This window comes from Bradyrhizobium sp. NBAIM01 (genome assembly GCF_020194115.1).
Taxonomy (GTDB): Bacteria; Pseudomonadota; Alphaproteobacteria; order Rhizobiales; family Xanthobacteraceae; genus Bradyrhizobium; species Bradyrhizobium yuanmingense.
Window position 1 is genome coordinate 152964 of the sequence record NZ_JADYVU010000008.1, and the last position, 15703, is coordinate 168666.

Annotated in this window: 16 protein-coding genes and 1 pseudogene; 1 reads left to right on the forward strand and 16 read right to left on the reverse strand. The window is 64.4% G+C overall.

Annotated elements, in window-relative coordinates:
- Window positions 1-13: 13 nt before the first annotated feature.
- From I6F31_RS24825 to I6F31_RS24850, 6 genes are all read right to left on the reverse strand, one after another.
- A complete protein-coding gene (locus I6F31_RS24825) occupies window positions 14-1930 on the reverse strand; it encodes a VWA domain-containing protein (protein ID WP_225186267.1) in 1917 nt (638 codons plus the stop codon).
- Window positions 1931-1940: 10 nt separating this feature from the next.
- Window positions 1941-2753 (reverse strand): CbbQ/NirQ/NorQ/GpvN family protein, encoded by an 813-nt coding sequence (locus I6F31_RS24830; protein ID WP_225133530.1) that lies wholly within the window; start codon window positions 2751-2753, stop codon window positions 1941-1943.
- A gap of 63 nt (window positions 2754-2816) precedes the next feature.
- On the reverse strand, window positions 2817-4163 hold the full coding sequence (locus I6F31_RS24835; protein WP_036023400.1) for a cbb3-type cytochrome c oxidase subunit I: 1347 nt from the start codon (window positions 4161-4163) through the stop codon (window positions 2817-2819).
- Window positions 4164-4204: 41 nt separating this feature from the next.
- A complete protein-coding gene (locus tag I6F31_RS24840) occupies window positions 4205-4657 on the reverse strand; it encodes a cytochrome c (RefSeq protein ID WP_036005521.1) in 453 nt (150 codons plus the stop codon).
- 95 nt (window positions 4658-4752) lie between these two features.
- Window positions 4753-5013, reverse strand: coding sequence for a cytochrome C oxidase subunit IV family protein (locus I6F31_RS24845; RefSeq protein ID WP_225186268.1), 261 nt, complete (start codon window positions 5011-5013; stop codon window positions 4753-4755).
- A 2-nt stretch (window positions 5014-5015) separates the two neighbouring features.
- Window positions 5016-5591, reverse strand: coding sequence for a cytochrome c oxidase subunit 3 family protein (locus tag I6F31_RS24850; protein ID WP_225111792.1), 576 nt, complete (start codon window positions 5589-5591; stop codon window positions 5016-5018).
- Between the two features lie 170 nt (window positions 5592-5761).
- Between I6F31_RS24850 and I6F31_RS24855 the strand changes: the two genes are divergently transcribed.
- Window positions 5762-5929, forward strand: a complete 168-nt coding sequence (locus I6F31_RS24855; protein ID WP_085974376.1) for a hypothetical protein — start codon at window positions 5762-5764, stop codon at window positions 5927-5929.
- Window positions 5930-6029: 100 nt separating this feature from the next.
- Here the strand turns inward: I6F31_RS24855 and mmsB are convergent, their stop codons facing one another.
- The 10 genes and pseudogenes from mmsB to I6F31_RS24905 all read right to left on the reverse strand — a co-directional run bounded on the left by mmsB (window position 6030) and on the right by I6F31_RS24905 (window position 15592).
- The gene (mmsB, locus tag I6F31_RS24860) at window positions 6030-7220 is read right to left on the reverse strand and encodes a multiple monosaccharide ABC transporter permease (protein WP_036005525.1); all 1191 of its coding nucleotides are present in this window, start codon (window positions 7218-7220) and stop codon (window positions 6030-6032) included.
- Entirely contained in the window at window positions 7217-8794 is a 1578-nt protein-coding gene (mmsA, locus tag I6F31_RS24865) for a multiple monosaccharide ABC transporter ATP-binding protein (protein WP_225141340.1), read from the reverse strand. Before mmsA ends, mmsB begins: the two co-directional genes overlap by 4 nt.
- A 245-nt stretch (window positions 8795-9039) precedes the next feature.
- Window positions 9040-10110 carry a multiple monosaccharide ABC transporter substrate-binding protein gene (chvE, locus tag I6F31_RS24870; protein WP_036005529.1) on the reverse strand — a complete coding sequence of 357 codons (1071 nt, stop codon included), beginning with the start codon at window positions 10108-10110 and terminating at the stop codon, window positions 9040-9042.
- A 71-nt stretch (window positions 10111-10181) separates the two neighbouring features.
- Entirely contained in the window at window positions 10182-11060 is an 879-nt protein-coding gene (locus I6F31_RS24875) for an SMP-30/gluconolactonase/LRE family protein (RefSeq protein WP_225186313.1), read from the reverse strand.
- Window positions 11060-12136: an aldose epimerase family protein gene (locus I6F31_RS24880; RefSeq protein ID WP_225186269.1), complete on the reverse strand. Its 1077-nt coding sequence runs from the start codon at window positions 12134-12136 to the stop codon at window positions 11060-11062. The genes I6F31_RS24875 and I6F31_RS24880 overlap by 1 nt, the downstream gene beginning before the upstream one ends.
- 2 nt (window positions 12137-12138) lie before the next feature.
- A complete protein-coding gene (locus I6F31_RS24885) occupies window positions 12139-13065 on the reverse strand; it encodes a Gfo/Idh/MocA family oxidoreductase (protein ID WP_225155648.1) in 927 nt (308 codons plus the stop codon).
- Window positions 13062-13838: a FadR/GntR family transcriptional regulator gene (locus I6F31_RS24890; protein WP_036005559.1), complete on the reverse strand. Its 777-nt coding sequence runs from the start codon at window positions 13836-13838 to the stop codon at window positions 13062-13064. Before I6F31_RS24890 ends, I6F31_RS24885 begins: the two co-directional genes overlap by 4 nt.
- Window positions 13835-13981, reverse strand: a complete 147-nt coding sequence (locus I6F31_RS24895) for a hypothetical protein (RefSeq protein ID WP_225186318.1) — start codon at window positions 13979-13981, stop codon at window positions 13835-13837. The genes I6F31_RS24890 and I6F31_RS24895 overlap by 4 nt, the downstream gene beginning before the upstream one ends.
- 5 nt (window positions 13982-13986) lie before the next feature.
- A pseudogene (locus tag I6F31_RS24900) lies at window positions 13987-14121 on the reverse strand (sugar ABC transporter substrate-binding protein); the annotation flags it as partial.
- A gap of 298 nt (window positions 14122-14419) precedes the next feature.
- Entirely contained in the window at window positions 14420-15592 is a 1173-nt protein-coding gene (locus I6F31_RS24905) for a fumarylacetoacetate hydrolase family protein (protein ID WP_225133524.1), read from the reverse strand.
- Between the last annotated feature and the right edge of the window lie 111 nt (window positions 15593-15703).

The window sequence follows — 15703 nt, forward strand, 5'->3', positions numbered from 1 at the left end:
TGCATGAACCGCATCAGTGTGCCACCTGCCGGTAGATCGCCGGCAGTGCCGCGGGCAATCGTTTGATGTTGCCGACGATCGCATAGCCGCTGCGCCCGAACAGGGCCGGAAAATAGGATTGCGCCCCCGCGTCGATCGTTACGCCGAACACCGTGATCCCGAGCCGGCGCGCTTCCTGCACGGACTTTCTGGTGTCTTCGACCGCAAAGCGCCCTTCATAGTGGTCGACGTCGTTCGGTTTGCCGTCGGTGAGGACGAGCAGCAGCTTCTTGCGCTGCGGCTGGCGTGCAAGCTCGGCGGCGGCATGCCGTACCGCCGCACCGATCCGCGTGTAATAGCCGGGCTTGAGCGCGCCAATGCAGCGCTCGACCACGTCACTCATCGGCTCGCCGAACGCCTTAACCGTCTCGAGCCGCACCCAGGAGCGCCGGCGCGAGGTGAAGGTCAGGATGTTGTGGTGATCGCCGCAGGCGGATAGGCCGTGGGCAAGCACGAGCAGCGCCTCCTTCTCGACGTCGAGCACGCGGTAGCCATTGGCCCAGGCGTCCGTGGAGAGCGAGACGTCGACCAGCAGCGTGACAGCGAGATCGTGACCTTGCGGGCGCATCGCCAAATGGACGCGATCAAGACCGCTGCTGCTGCCGGCGCGGAGATCGCACCGCGCACGCACCAGCGCGTCTAGATCCAGATCATGCCCGTCGGCCTGAGCCCGCATCAACTCATGGCGCGGCCGCAGGACCTCGAAGCGGCGGCGCACCTGGCGGATGTGCCGGCGCATGGTCTCGTTGGGCGTCCAGCTTTCCCCATTCTCGGGGGCGGCAGATGCGAGTACGCGGCAATGATCCGGCAAATAGGAGCCGCTGCGATAATCCCACTCCGGATAGGTCAGGTCCGCAGTCAAGCGCGAGGCATCGAGGGCCTCCGGCGGGAGGTCGAGATCAAACTTGAACCGGCCCGCCGGCTTGCCGCTGCGGCGGCTGAGCGTTATCTCCTCGAGATCGTCCGCCGCCTTCTGCGCATCCTCCTCCTCACTGTCATCGGTGGGGCGGTCGACATTGACCATCTCGGCCATCGCGAGAATTTTCTCGAAGCGGTTGAGTACGAAGGGATCGCGGCGATTGGCGCCGTCCTCGCGCTCGCGCACGGCAAAGTGCTTGCGATTGTCCTCGCTCGCGGCCTCCGCACCATCGGCGCATTCATCCACGCCCGCATGCGCAGGCGACAGCTCGCGGGTCCAGCAATCGCCCCACAGCGGGCACGGAAGCATCGAGCGATAGCCAGGCGGCGCCTTGACCAGCAGCGGCTCCGTTCCCATCATCGCGGGCCACAGCTTGCCCGCAGGCGCCTTTCCGGTTCCGAGTAGCCCCAGCACGATCTGCTCGACCTCCTGCTCGATGCGCGGCAAGGGGCGACGCGGCCTGGCTTCGGCAGTTGCTGCGGCGAGTTGCGCATAGTCGTCGACGAGGCCGGGAAATTGCGCGAGCACGAAGACCGCCGTCTCGCTGGCCCGGCGCAACACCAGAAGATCCCGCCGCAGCGGATCGGATTCGGTGATGGTTTCGATCGGCGCGGCTGCGAACCATGTCGCGAGCCAGCGATAGAGCGCTGCATTCAGCGCGTTGTCGGGAAAGATCGCGATGCTTTCAGGAAGGAAGATGGAGGTGGCATCGCGGCCCGGCTGCTCCAGGCGCTCGTCACCGAGACCGATGCGTTGCCGCCAGCCGAGCCGATGCCCGGACTTGCGCGCGCCGGCACCGGCGATCTGCACACCCGCCTCACCGCCCAGCGCGCGGAACATCACCGCGAGCCTGTTTCTCATTTCCGCAAGCGAGACCGCATGCTCGGCATGAACCGGATAGCTGGCGGTGCCACCGACCATGCGGTGCCAGGCGCGGCCGACGGTCTCTTCCAGTTCGAGGAAATCGAGCATCGGAGCCGCCTCAGCCGATCACGGCACGCGCGACGTCCAGCAGCGCCGCCTTGACATCGGCATCGTCGGTCAGCGGCTCGATCATGCCAGCGAGCACGGCATCGGCCGTCGGCATGCCGGCCGCAATCAGGGTCGCGCAATAGACGACGAGCCGGGTCGAGACACCCTCCTCCAGGTCGTGGCCCTTCAGCGCGCGCAGCCGGCCAGCCAGCCCGACCAGCGGCCGCACGCGCTCCGGCGATAGTCCGCTCTCGGCGGCGACCACCGCAATCTCCTGCTCCGGCGGCAGGAAGCCGAACTCGATCGCGACAAAGCGCTGCCGCGTCGACGGCTTGAGCGCCTTGAGCAGCGTCTGATAGCCTGGATTGTAGGAGACGACGAGCATGAAGCTGTTCGGCGCAGCAAGCTGCTCGCCGGTACGCTCCAGAGGCAGGATGCGGCGATCGTCGGTCAGGGGATGCAGCACCACCGTTACGTCCTTGCGCGCCTCCACGACCTCGTCGAGATAGCAGATGCCGCCCTCGCGCACCGCCCGCGTCAACGGGCCATCGCTCCACACGGTATCGCCGCCCCTGAGCAGATAGCGGCCGGTGAGATCGGCCGCGGTGAGATCGTCGTGGCAGGCGACGGTGTGCAGCGGCAATCCCAGCCGCGCCGCCATATGCGTGACGAAGCGCGTCTTGCCGCAGCCGGTCGGCCCCTTCAGCAGCACCGGCAGCTGATTGCGCCAAGCGTGCTCGAACAGCGCGCATTCGTTGCCACTGGCAATATAGGCGGGCGGCTGAGGTTCGGGCTTCGCCACGGCGAGAAGTGCTGCATTCATGGTCTTTCTCCGGAATTCACATAGTGACGGCGGCCGCAGCGAGCCACGGCCGCCTTTGGGCGCTCACTCGGCCGGCTGCAACGCGCCGGGGATGACCGGCTGACGGGCGCGACCGGGCACAAGCACGGCCCACACGAACATCAGCGCGGAGATCGCGACGAACACGCCGGACCCCAGCCGGACCCAGTAAAACATCGCGAGTTGGTCCTGCACGTCCATGTAGCCCTGGCCGAGCACGCGCTGGAGATGGACCTGGACCACGCCGGCGAAGGTCAGCGCGAAGGTCATCACCATCATGGCGGTGCACATGATCCAGAAGCTCGCCATGGAGAGCCATTGATTGTAGGGCGCACGCCCTCTGATCTGTGGGATCGCATAGGCCATCACGGACAGGTTCAGCATCACATAGGCGCCGAAGAAGGCGAGATGGCCGTGCGCGGCGGTAACCTGGGTGCCGTGGGTGTAGTAGTTGACCGAGGACAGGGTGTGCAGGAAACCCCAGACACCGGCGCCGAGGAACGCCATGACCGAGCAGCCGACCGACCACAACAATGCAGCGCGGTTCGGGTGCTTGCGGCCGGCCTTCCAGGTCATCTGCACCGTGAAGATCACCATGGTGAAGAACGGCGCGACCTCGAGCGTGGAGAACAGCGAGCCGATCCACTGCCAGTAACCGGGCGCGCCGATCCAGTAGAAATGATGGCCGGTGCCGAGGATGCCGGAGAACAGCGCCAGCCCGATGATGACGTAGAGCCACTTCTCGACCACTTCGCGGTCGATGCCGTTGAGCTTGATCATGAGATAAGCGAGCACGGAGGCCATGATCAGCTCCCAGACGCCCTCGACCCAGAGATGAACAACATACCACCAGTACATCTTGTCGACCGCGAGATTTACCGGGTTGTAAAAGGCGAACAGGAAGAAGATCGCAACGCCCCACAGCCCGAATAGCAGGATGTTGGTGATCGTGGTCTTACGGCCCTTCAGCGCCGTCATGGTGACGTTGAACAGGAACATCAGGCAGACGACGACGATGCCGACCTTGATGATGAAGGGCTGTTCGAGGAATTCGCGGCCCTCGTGGTATTGGAAGAGATAACCGACCACAGCTACACCCGCAGCACCGAAAAACATCCAGAACTGGATCTTGGCCAGCAGCGGGCTGTAGAGCTCTGTCTCGGTTTCCTCGGGCAGCAGGAAGTAGGTCGCGCCCATGAAGCCGATCAACGACCACACGATCAGCGCGTTGGTGTGGATCATCCTGACGACGTTGAACGGCAGCAGGGTCGACAGCGTGTTGGGCAGGACGTAGATCGTTCCAGCGACGAGGCCGAATAGGACCTGCGCCACGAACAGGGTCAGCGCGCCGTAGAAATACAGCATCGCGACTTTCTGGGTCTGATATTTCATCTCAGGCTCTCTGTCTTGAGGGATTTCAGGAAGCGATGCGCTCAGCCCGCCTTGTTCGGCGGCCACTCTTGGCGCTTGATCTTGCTGGTCCATTGCAGGAAGTCGGCGAGATCATCGAGCTCCTGGTCGGTGAGGTTGAATTGAGGCATCTGCCGGCGGCCCGGTGCGCCCGAAGGCTGCGACTGCATCCAGGCCTTCAATGTCTCGCGCGCGGCGGCCGGATCCTCGTTGCCACCCCAGCGATCCCAGACATTGCCGACTTCAGGCGCAAAGTAGGCGCCCTCGCCCAGCAGGGTATGACAGTTGATGCAAGAATTCTTCTCCCAGACGTGCTTGCCGCGGGCAACCGAAGACGTCAGCGTGGCTGCGTCGGTCGATGTCGTGGCCATGTAGTAATGGCTGTGCGCCGTTAGCCCTATGAAGATGGCGAAGAAAAAGGCCGAGCCGCCGTAGAAGACGTTTCGAGCGGCCGACTTGGTCAGGCGTTCAGCCATTGCCAATCCTTTCCGGTTGATTCCTGCGAAATTGCGATGGTGTGATTTATTGCCGCTTTGCCCGGCCCGTTCTTTGTCAGGGCGCAATGAGCGCGTCAGATCAGGGCGACGAGCGCCGAGGCGAGCCAGGCAAGCAGCAGCACGATGAGGATCCAGCTCGCGACGAGACCGCGCCAGAGTGCGACGACGGCGCGAAGATCCATGAAGTCGAGCGCGATGCGATGCCCCTTGAGCGCGGCGAAGGCAAGCAGCAGAGCGTTGCCGAGCAGCGCCCGTGGTATCAGCGGCGGCAGCAGGACGGTCGCAAGCGCAAGGCCGATCAAGGCGATCCAGGTGACGTCGACACGATCTGGCATCGTCATTTCACCAGATACAGGATCGGGAACATCACGATCCAGACCAGATCGACCATGTGCCAGAAGGCCGTTCCCGTCTCGACGCCTGATATCCCGGCTCGGCGGCAGACCACGGCGAGAATGATGATGCCGAGGCCAACGTGCAGGAGATGAAAGCCGGTCAGCAGGAAGTAGAGCGTGAAGAAGGGATTGGTCTCAAGCCCGACCCCGCGCCCGGTTTCTTCGGCGTACTCTGCGAGCTTGATCGCGATGAAAAGGCAGCCGAGCGCCATGGCGCCGAGAAGCCAGTATCGTGTCGTTGCCCGTTGTCCATTCCGCACGGCCTTGGTCGCCCGGGCCGCCGCCCAGCCGCTGGTCACCAGCACGACGGTATTGAGGCCGGCGAGATGCGAATCGAGCGTGGCCTGCCCGGCCGCGAACATCGCGGGGTGAATCGCGCGGGCGACAGAGAAGGCGCCGAGGAGCAGGCCGAAGGCGACGAGTTCGCTGAAGATCAGCACCCAGATCATGGGATCGCCGGGGAGATCCTGCAGGATTCCCCAGCCTGTTTCCTGCTGTTCGCACTCGGCCGTCGACATCGTCTTTCCGGATCAGGACACCGGTCAGACTTAGCTCGGCCACCCGGTTCCGAATTTGTTGCCGGACAAACTGGAGGACTGCAGGGCTCCTGTTTGCGCCGACACAACGTTCAGCCAGCCGTTTCGCGGTACGAACCGGCTCAGAGCTTCACGGAGCGCCGGACGATCCCATGAGCGATGCACAGATCGGGCTGATGACCGCAACACCCATCATCATTGCCTTCGCCATCGCGCTCAGGCGCATGGGCGTGCTGTCGACGGTGGGAACCGTATCGGCGGTGGGGCTCTCGATCGGGATCGCGACCGTGCTGTTCACGACGCAATCACCGCTGCCGTAGTGCTTAGGACCGTAGCCCGGATGCAGCGCAGCGCAATCCGGGAAATCTCACCAAGCGCAGAGACCCGGATTACGCTGCGCTGCATCCGGGCTACGAAGCGCTACCGCCGCTGATTGTACACGTCGATGCACACCGCGCCCAGCAGCACCAGGCCCTTGATGACCTGCTGATAGTCGATGCCGATGCCGAGGATGGACATGCCGTTGTTCATCACGCCCATGATCATGGCGCCGACCACGGCACCGCCGACTCGCCCGACACCGCCATAGGCCGAGGCGCCGCCGATGAAGCAGGCGGCAATGACGTCGAGCTCGAAGCCGAGGCCGGCCTTCGGAGTCGCCGTGTTGAGCCGCGCGGCGAAGACGAGGCCGGCAAGCGCGGCGAGCACGCCCATGTTGACGAAGGTGAGGAAGGTCAGGCGCTCCGTCTTGATGCCCGACAGGCTCGCCGCCTTGGCGTTGCCGCCGACGGCGTAGATCTGCCGGCCAATCACGGTGCGGCGGGTGACGAAGCCGTAGAGCGCGATCAGCGCGGTCATGATCACCAGCACGTTCGGCAGGCCGCGATGCGAGGCGATCAGATAGGTGAAATACAGCACGGCGCAGGCGAGCAAGATGCTCTTGCCGAGGAAGAACGCATAGGGTTCGACCTCGATGCCGTGCGACTGCTCGCGCGACCTTCCCTTGGCGCTGGCATAGACGAGCCCGAGCGCGAGAACGGCGCCGATCAGCATCGAGGTCGGATGCAGCGTGCCGGCCTCGGGCAGCAGTTCCGGAATGAAACCCGAGGACAGCTTCTGGAAGGTGGCCGGGAACGGCCCGAGCGACTGGCCCTGCAACACCGCGAGCGCTAGGCCCTTGAACACCAGCATGCCCGCCAACGTCACGATGAAGGAGGGGATCTTGAAATAGGCCACCCAATAGCCCTGCGCCGCACCGATCGCGCCACCGAGCGCGAGGCAAGCGATGAAGGCGAGCGTATAATCGACCTTGTAGGTCACCATCAGCAAGGCCGCCACGGCGCCGATGAAGCCTGCGACCGAGCCGACCGAAAGGTCGATATGGCCAGTGACGATGACCAGCAGCATGCCCAGCGCCATGATGACGATGTAGCTGTTCTGCAGCACCAAGTTGGTGAGGTTGAGCGGCTGCAGCAGCGTGCCGCCGGTCACGACCTGGAAGAACAGCATAATTGCAACCAGCGACATCAACATGCCGTAATTGCGCAAATTGTTCTTGATGAAGCTGCCGTGCCGGCGCTCCTCGGGCAGCGAAACCGTCTTGTCGGTCATAGCTGCGATCCTCCCATCTCCGCGGCCGCGGGCGCGGCGTTCCCAATGCTTCGTTCGTTGCGCATGATGGCGCGCATGATCTTTTCCTGTGTCGCCTCTGAGCCCTTGAACTCGCCGACGAAGGCGCCGTCGTTCATGACGCAGATGCGATCGCAGATGCCGAGCAGCTCGGGCATCTCCGAGGAGATCACCACGACGCCGCGGCCGGCTTCCGCAAGCTCGTTGATGATACAGTAAATCTCATATTTGGCACCGACGTCGATACCCCTGGTCGGCTCGTCCAGGATCAGGACCTTCGGGTCGGTCATCAGCCATTTCGACAGCACGACCTTTTGCTGGTTGCCGCCGGAGAGCTGGCCGGTCTCCTGGTAGACGTCGGAGCAGCGGATGCGCATGCGGTTGCGGTAGTCGCTGGCGACCTTGAGCTCGGCGATGTCGTCGATCACCCTGCCAGGTGCAACCTGGTCGAGGCTCGCCAGCGTAATGTTCTTGCGGACGTCGTCGGCAAGGATCAGGCCGAGCTGCTTGCGGTCCTCGGTGACGTAGGCTAGGCCGGCGTCGATCGCGGCGGCGACGCTCGGCAGCGCGATCTCACGGCCTTCGAGCCGGATAGTGCCGCTGATATTGGTGCCCCAGGAGCGGCCGAACAGGCTCATGGCGAACTCGGTGCGCCCTGCCCCCATAAGCCCGGCAATGCCCACGACCTCGCCGCGCTTGACACCGAAACTGACGTTCTTGATCACCTGCCGCTCGGGATGGATGGGGTGATAGACCGACCAGTTCTCGACGTCGAGCACGGGCTCGCCGATCTTCACGTTGCGCTCCGGGAAGCGGTGCGCCATATCGCGGTTGACCATGCTGCGGATGATGCGGTCTTCCTGGATCGGCTCGGCATGGCAGTCGATGCTGTCCACCGTGCGGCCATCGCGCAGCACGGTGATGTGGTCGGCGACCTTGGCGACCTCGTTCAGCTTGTGTGAGATCAGGATCGAGCCGATGCCCTGCTCGCGGAAGGTCATCAGGCGTTCGAGCAGCGCGGCGCTGTCGGCCTCGTTAAGGCTCGCGGTCGGCTCGTCCAGGATCAGCATCCGCACCCGCTTGGACAGCGCCTTGGCGATCTCGACGAGCTGCTGCTTGCCGACGCCGAGATCGGTGATCAGCGTATCCGGCGATTCCTTCAGGCCGACCTGCGCCAGCAGCTCGCGCGTGCGCCGGTAGACCTCGTCGCGGTCGATCACCCCCAACTTCGACGGCGGATGCGACAGGAAGATGTTCTCCGCGATCGACATCAGCGGGATCAGCGCCAGCTCCTGATGGATGATGATGATGCCCAGCGCCTCGGAATCATTGATGTCGCGGAAGCGGCGCTCCTCGCCCTCGAAGACGATGGTGCCCTCGTAGCTGCCGTGCGGATAGACCCCGCTCAGCACCTTCATCAGCGTCGACTTGCCGGCGCCGTTCTCGCCGACGAGCGCATGGATCTGCCCGGCGCGAACCGAGAAGTTGACGTCGCGCAACGCCTGCACGCCGGCAAAGCTCTTGCTGACGTTGCGCATCTCCAGCATGGCGGTCATGGCTTTGGTGTCCCTTGCGTTACTTCGCCTCTCCCCGCGTGCGGGGAGAGGTTGACTGATATCGGTGCATCCACATCGTCATTGCGAGCGCAGCGAAGCAATCCAGACTATTTCCGCGGTGGCAGACTGGATTGCTTCGCTGCGCTCGCAATGACGGAGTGCATACCAACCACTGCCCGTATGGAAAGAGGCCCCTCACCCTAACCCTCTCCCCGCAGGCGGGGAGAGGGGAAAAAGAGAGAGTCTTACTGGAACTGCGACTTCTTGTAGTAGCCGCTGTCGACCAGGGTCTTCTCCCAATTGTCCTTGTAGACCACAACCGGCTTCAGCAGATAGGACGGCACAGTCTTGACACCATTCTCGTAGGTCTTGGTGTCGTTGACGGTGACCTGCTTGCCGGCGAGCGCGGCGTCGACCATGTCGGCGGTCACCTTGGCGAGGTCGCGGGTGTCCTTGAAGATGGTCGAGTACTGGTCGCCGCGCAGCATCGCCTTGATCGAGGGCACCTCGGCATCCTGGCCCGAGATGATGGGCATCGGCTGGCCGGCACTGCCGTAGCCGACGCCCTTCAGCGAGGAGATGATGCCGATCGAGAGGCCGTCATAGGGCGACAGCACGGCGTTGACCTTCTTGTTGCCGTAGTAGGCGCTGAGCAGGTTGTCCATGCGGGCCTGCGCCGTGGCGCCGTCCCAGCGCAGGGTCGCGACCTTATCCATGCCCATCTGGCCGGACACGACGACGAGCTTGCCGCTGTCGATATATGGCTTCAGCACGCTCATGGCGCCGTTGTAGAAGAAGTAGGCATTGTTGTCGTCGGGCGAGCCGCCGAACAGCTCGATGTTGAAGGGGCCCTTGCCGTCCTTCAGGCCGAGACCTTGCACGATCGACTCCGCCTGGAGCACGCCGACCTGGAAGTTGTCGAAGGTCGCGTAATAGTCGACGTTCGGCGTGCCGCGGATCAGGCGGTCATAGGCGATCACGGTGATGCCTTTTGCTTTCGCCTGCTTGAGCACGTCGGACAAGGTGGTACCGTCGATCGCGGCGATCACCAGCGCCTTGGCGCCCTTGGTCACCATGTTCTCGACCTGGGAGAGCTGGTTCGGGATGTCGTCCTCGGCATATTGCAGGTCGGTGTTGTAGCCGCGCTCCTTCAGCACCTTGACCATGTTGTTGCCGTCGTCGATCCAGCGCGCCGAGGACTTCGTCGGCATGGCGATGCCGACCGTCGCCTTCTGGGCGAAGGCAGCGACGCCTGTGGCCATCGTGGCGGCACTGGCCAACGCCAGCGCGAGAAATGTTGTCTTCAGTTTCAGCATGTTTCACTCCCTTTGGGTGTCAGACTTTCTTCGTGATGTCGAGAACGACGGTCGTGTACGGCTTGGGCCTCCTATGCGAGCTTGACGTCGGGTTCCGCGCGTCCGCGCGCGGTTGCTTCGAGCAGAAAGGTGCAGCCGGCTTGCGGATCGGCAGCGCGTGCCGCCGTGTCCATATCCTGCCAGGCCGACGTGACGAGCAGGCGCGACAGGTCGGGGCCGACGAAGGCGGGGCAGCTCGCCTGCTTCGCCGGCACGCTAAGCGAACGCAGGCGCTCGCCTTGCGGCGAGTAGACGTCGATCCGGCTCGCGCCCCAGCACGCATTCCAGATCTGCCCGTCGGCGTCGCATACCGAACCGTCGAGACCGCCGATGCCGCTGTGGCGCAACAGCACCTCCGGCTCGCCGCGCGGCAGGCCGGTCGCGGGGTTGAGCGGCACGGCATAGAGCACCGCACGCGGCGTGTCGGTGAAGTAGCCGGTGGCGCCGTCGGGCGAGAAGCAGATCGAATTGGGAATGCTGATGCCGGGAAACAGCGTCGAGATCTTGCCGCGATGAAGGGCGTAGATCGCGCCCGCCTTCGGCTCGGCTTTCTTGCCCATGGTGCCGATCCAGAACGTACCGGATTGATGCACGCGGCAATCGTTTGAGCGCGTCGCCGGATTGTCCGCTTCGAGCGGACAGAACAGCGTCATCGCACCATCAGCGAGCTTGCGGATATAGAGGCCGTCCTCGGCGACGATCAGCTGCCGCTCGGCGTCGATGCGCCCCAGCGCGCTCGCCATCCGACCGAGCGCGTGGGTGCGGACAGCGCCGCTGCCGAGTTGCGCCTCGAACAGCTTGCCTTCGCGGATGTCGAACCACCAGGCCGTATTCGTGGTCACGTCATAGGTCGGACCTTCGCCGAGATGGCAAGGATGGTTCGAGAGGACAGCCGTCGGCACCTGCTCCATCATGGCGACCTCACTGAGAAGCGATAGACCGTGTGATGGCGATAGACCTCGCCGGAATCGAGGCGCGGGCTCGGAAAGTCCGGCCGGTTCGGCGCGTCGGGCCAGATGTGCGGCTCCAGGCACATGGCGTCCGATTGCCGGATCAGCTTGCCGCCCTTGCCGGACATCGTACCGTCGAGATAATTGCCCGAATAGACCTGAAGTCCGGGCTGATCGGTGAGCAGCTCCATGATGCGCCCGGAGCGCGGCGCCTCCAGCCGCGCCGCGAGCGCAAGCTTGCCGTCGCGCCCGAGACAATAGGTGTGGTCGTAGCCCCTGCCGTTTTGCAATTGCGGGTCGCCTTCGCGGATGCGCTCGCCCACCGGCCACGGTTTGCGGAAATCGAACGGCGTGCCGGCCACGCTGCGCGGCGGCTCCGGCAGCGGAATGGCGGTGGGATCGATGGCGAGGAACTGCTCGGCGGCGACCATCAGGCGGTGGTCGAGAATGGACGTCTCTGACGTCGCACCCTCGAGATTGAAGAAGCTGTGGTTGGTCAAATTGACGACGGTCGGCCGGTCGGTCCGCGCTTCCATCAGCAGCGACAGCTCGGTCGGCCCGGTGATGCGATAGGTCACGCGAACGTCGAGCCTACCGGGATAACTCTCCTCCCCGTGCGGGCTGACATAAGTGAGCGTCACGGCGGGCTCGGCGCCCTCGTCGATGTCCGCGATCTCCCAGAGCTTGCGATCAAAACCCTCGAGCCCGCCATGCAACGCATTCGGACCGTTGTTGACCGCAAGCTGCACCGTCTCGCCTTGAAGCGAAAACTGTCCCTTGGCGATGCGGTTGGCATAGCGGCCGACGGTGGCGCCCAGAAACTTCCGTTCGGCGAGATAGCCGGCGAAGGCATCATGACCAAGCACGACGTCCTCATATCCGCCGTTGGCATCCGGCGCGATCAACGCCTGCAGCACCGCGCCGTAGCTGATGATGCGCGCCTCGAAGCCGCCCTCCCCGCGCAGCACGACGCGCTCGACCTCGCGGCCGTCGGGCAGCGTCCCGAACACGTCTCTTGTGATTGTTGATGCGGCCATGCTCAATCCACAAACGGTTCGACGATCGTGCGCTTGCCGAGCAGGAAGGCGTCGGCGACGAGACGGAGCGGCGTCAGATCGACGTCACTTGCGCCGGTTGCTGCGAGCGCGACGAAGCGTCGGTAGAGCCCGCGATATTCCTCATCGGGCCCTTCGGCAAGCACCTTGCCGTCGACGGCCATGCGCGCGCCACCGCTGGACAGCGTCAGCCGGCCCTGATCGGTTTCGACGAGGATATCCCAGCTCTGCGGCCCGGTCTGGCGGAAGTCGAACTCAGCGGTCACGGGCAGGCCGCTGATATCCGTCAGGTTCACGTTCGCCGCGATCGGCGCCTGGCAATTGGCTGGAAAGGCCAGCTCGGCCGCGGTGACGAACACGGGCTTCGGCAGAATCCTGGTCAGGATCGACAGCGCATTGATGCCCGGATCGAACACGCCGAGGCCGCCGGGCTCCCAGATCCAGCCCTGCCCGGGATGCCAGACACGCACGTCTTCCTTCCAGCTGATGTGAACGGATTTGATGTGCCGATCAGTGAGCCATTGCCGGGCCGGCTCCACCGCCGGCGCATAGCGCGAATGCCAGGTCGCAAACAATGTCCGCTTCGTACCCGCCGCCATCGCGATCAACGGATCAAGCTCGGCAACGCCGGTGCCCGGCGGCTTCTCCAGCATGACGTGCTTGCCGGCGGCGAGCGCCGCCGCGGCCTGGGCCCGTCGCACCTGCGGCGGCGTGCAGAGCGAGACCGCGTCGATCGGCGGCCCCTTCTGAAGCAATTCCTCGATGGTCGTAAAATGCGGCACCCCCTGCAGCGAGGCGTTGCGGCTCGCCACGGCGGCAAGCGTTGCGCCCGGTGTGGCGGCGATCGCCGCCACATGCTGGTCCCGCGCGATCTTGCCGAAGCCGACGATGGCGATGCGAAGGTCTGTCACGCTTGTTCTCCAGTGTCGGCCGACGGTGGCGGCTCGGCCGGGGCGGTCTCGATCGCCGTACTGTCATGGCGGCGCATGCCGTTGTGAATGACATAGACCATGGCCTCGGATGCGGCATGGGCATCGCCCGCGACGATGGCATCGACGATCTTCTGATGCCAGAGCAGCACGGTATCGCGATCCTCCGGCTCGACCGGAGCGCTGAGCAGGAAAGAGGCGCGCAGCGCTGCTTCAATGACATGCCCAATCGAGCGCATGAACAGATTGCCCGAGGCACGCGCCACGGCAACATGAAGCGCGAGATCTGCATCTGCAAAACCGACCGAGTCGGACGCTTCATGCCGCATCCGATCCATGCTGCGGCGCAGCTCGCTGATGTCTTGCTCGGATCGCTGTGTTGCCGCCAGCATCGCCGCGCGCGGCTCCACGGCGAGACGGATCTCGGCGAGGTCGTCAAGGAAGCGCTTGTCGATGCCGGCATCGAGGTGCCAGGCCAGCACGTCTGCGTCGAACATGTTCCAGGCACCTCGCTCGCGCACGACGGTGCCGACCCGCGCCTTGGTGGTGAGCAGGCCCTTGGCGACCAGCGTCTTGACGCTCTCGCGCAGCACCGGCCGCGACACGCCGAACATTGCGATCATCTCGGCATCCCCCGGCAGGCGCGTGCCTTCCGCATAGCGGCCGGCGATGATGTCGACGCCGATCGAACGCGCCACCTCCGCATGGTTGGAATGGGCCCGCCGCGTCGGGATGACGACAATCCGCGAGGTCATGACGCCGCTCCCGCATGCTTCGCCGTCGGCCGGCGCGCAAGCGCGACCAGCCCCTGCAGCAGGGCAATGAAGGCGAATAGAAGCACGCCCGAGGTGCGGGGGATCAGCAAGAGCTTTGGCGCGGTGCAGGAGGTCGACTTCATGCTGAGACGGACGTTTCGGCCGCGCGCCAGCCGGATTCCGATCCAATCTGCGAGAAGCCGATCGTGAGCTGGGCGCTGGCCGGCGTCGCGAGCAACAAGGCGGCCATGGCGCTGGCCGCACAGAGAGCTTTAGGGGGCATCAGGCGCGTCTCCCAAGATGTTTTATCCGGGGGCGCCGATTGGTAGCATGGCACCCACAGGCCGGCCTTCGCGCCAGCGGCGGGCACTATTTCACGGAAGTTGAGTTCCGACTAGTCATATTATTTGACTATTTGGAGCAAACGCAGCGAGGTGGGGCGAGCTGAGTTATGACACGTTCAGCGCGATTTTGCTCCCTTCATGCAACGGAGGGATGAAAAAATTAGGCGGCGCGATGGAGCCTCAGCTGTCAGCGGGGCGAAGGTGCGCCCCGCTTGCGGGAGGCGAAGGGCAGCAGCGCTAGATCAGCTTCCGCTGCGCCAGGTTCTTCATTAGTGCGCCGATGCCGAACGTCCAGGGCTCGCACTCGTCGCTGGTGCGCATGCGGTTGACGAGCTTGCCGAGCTGAGGCGCTGCGATAGTGACAATGTCGTCGCGCTTGTGGGTGAATCCCTGCCCCGGCGCATCGCGATCCTTCACGGGTGCGAACATGGTGCCGAGGAACAGCACGAAGCCGTCAGGATATTGATGCACCTTGCCGATGGTCTGCGCGACGAGATCGGTCGGATCGCGGCTGATCTTGCTGATCGAGGAATGGCCGTCGAGAACGAAGCCGTCCGTCCCCATGACGTTCAGGCTGATGTCCAGCCTGCGCGCGTCGTCGAGCGTGAAGGTGTCGTCGAACAGGCGCAGCAGCGGACCAATCGAACAGGACGCGTTGTTGTCCTTGGCCTTCGACAACAGCAGCGCCGAGCGGCCCTCGAAGTCGCGCAGGTTCACGTCGTTGCCAAGCGCGCCCCCGACGATCTTGCCGCGGCTCGACACGAACAGCACGAGCTCGGGCTCGGGATTGTTCCAGGTCGATTTCGGGTGCAGGCCGGCATCCATGCCGGTGCCGACCGACGACAAGGTGGGCGCCTTGGTGAAAACCTCGGCATCCGGACCGATGCCGACCTCAAGATATTGGCTCCAGGCATTCTGATCGATCAGCACTTGCTTCAGGTGCATCGCCTGATCCGAGCCCGGCTTGAGCTTTGACAGATCGTCGCCGATCAGGCGCGTCACTTCTTTCCGGATCGCTTCGGCCGAGGCCGGATTGCCCTTGGCGCGCTCTTCGATAACGCGTTCCAGCATCGAGATCGCGAACGTGACGCCGGCGGCCTTCAGCGTCTGGAGATCGACGGGCGCGAGCAGCCAGGGCTTTTGGGGATCGCGCCCGTCCGGCGGGGTGTTGGCGACGATCGCCTCGAGATCACCGATGCGCTCGCCCTTGGTGGCGGCAAGCGCCTTGGCGGGATCGTCCGTCTCGCAGAGCGCACTGATGGTCGGAAATTTTGCTGTGACGTCATACACACCGTCACCGCGCATGGCGGCGACGGCCGGACCGTTGACCTGCGGCAGCCAGACGCGGCCGACCAGCGTCCCGTTCGTGCCGTCCTCGGGGAGAAGGTCCTTTACAGTCAATGTCGTCATGGCCGCGTCCTCGCTGTTCTAAGGAATGGCCGCATTCGCAGCGGCCGTTCCCGTTAGCGAAGACCAATAAACGTCTGGCGCTGGAAGTCCAGAGCGGCGGCGCGCCGTGCG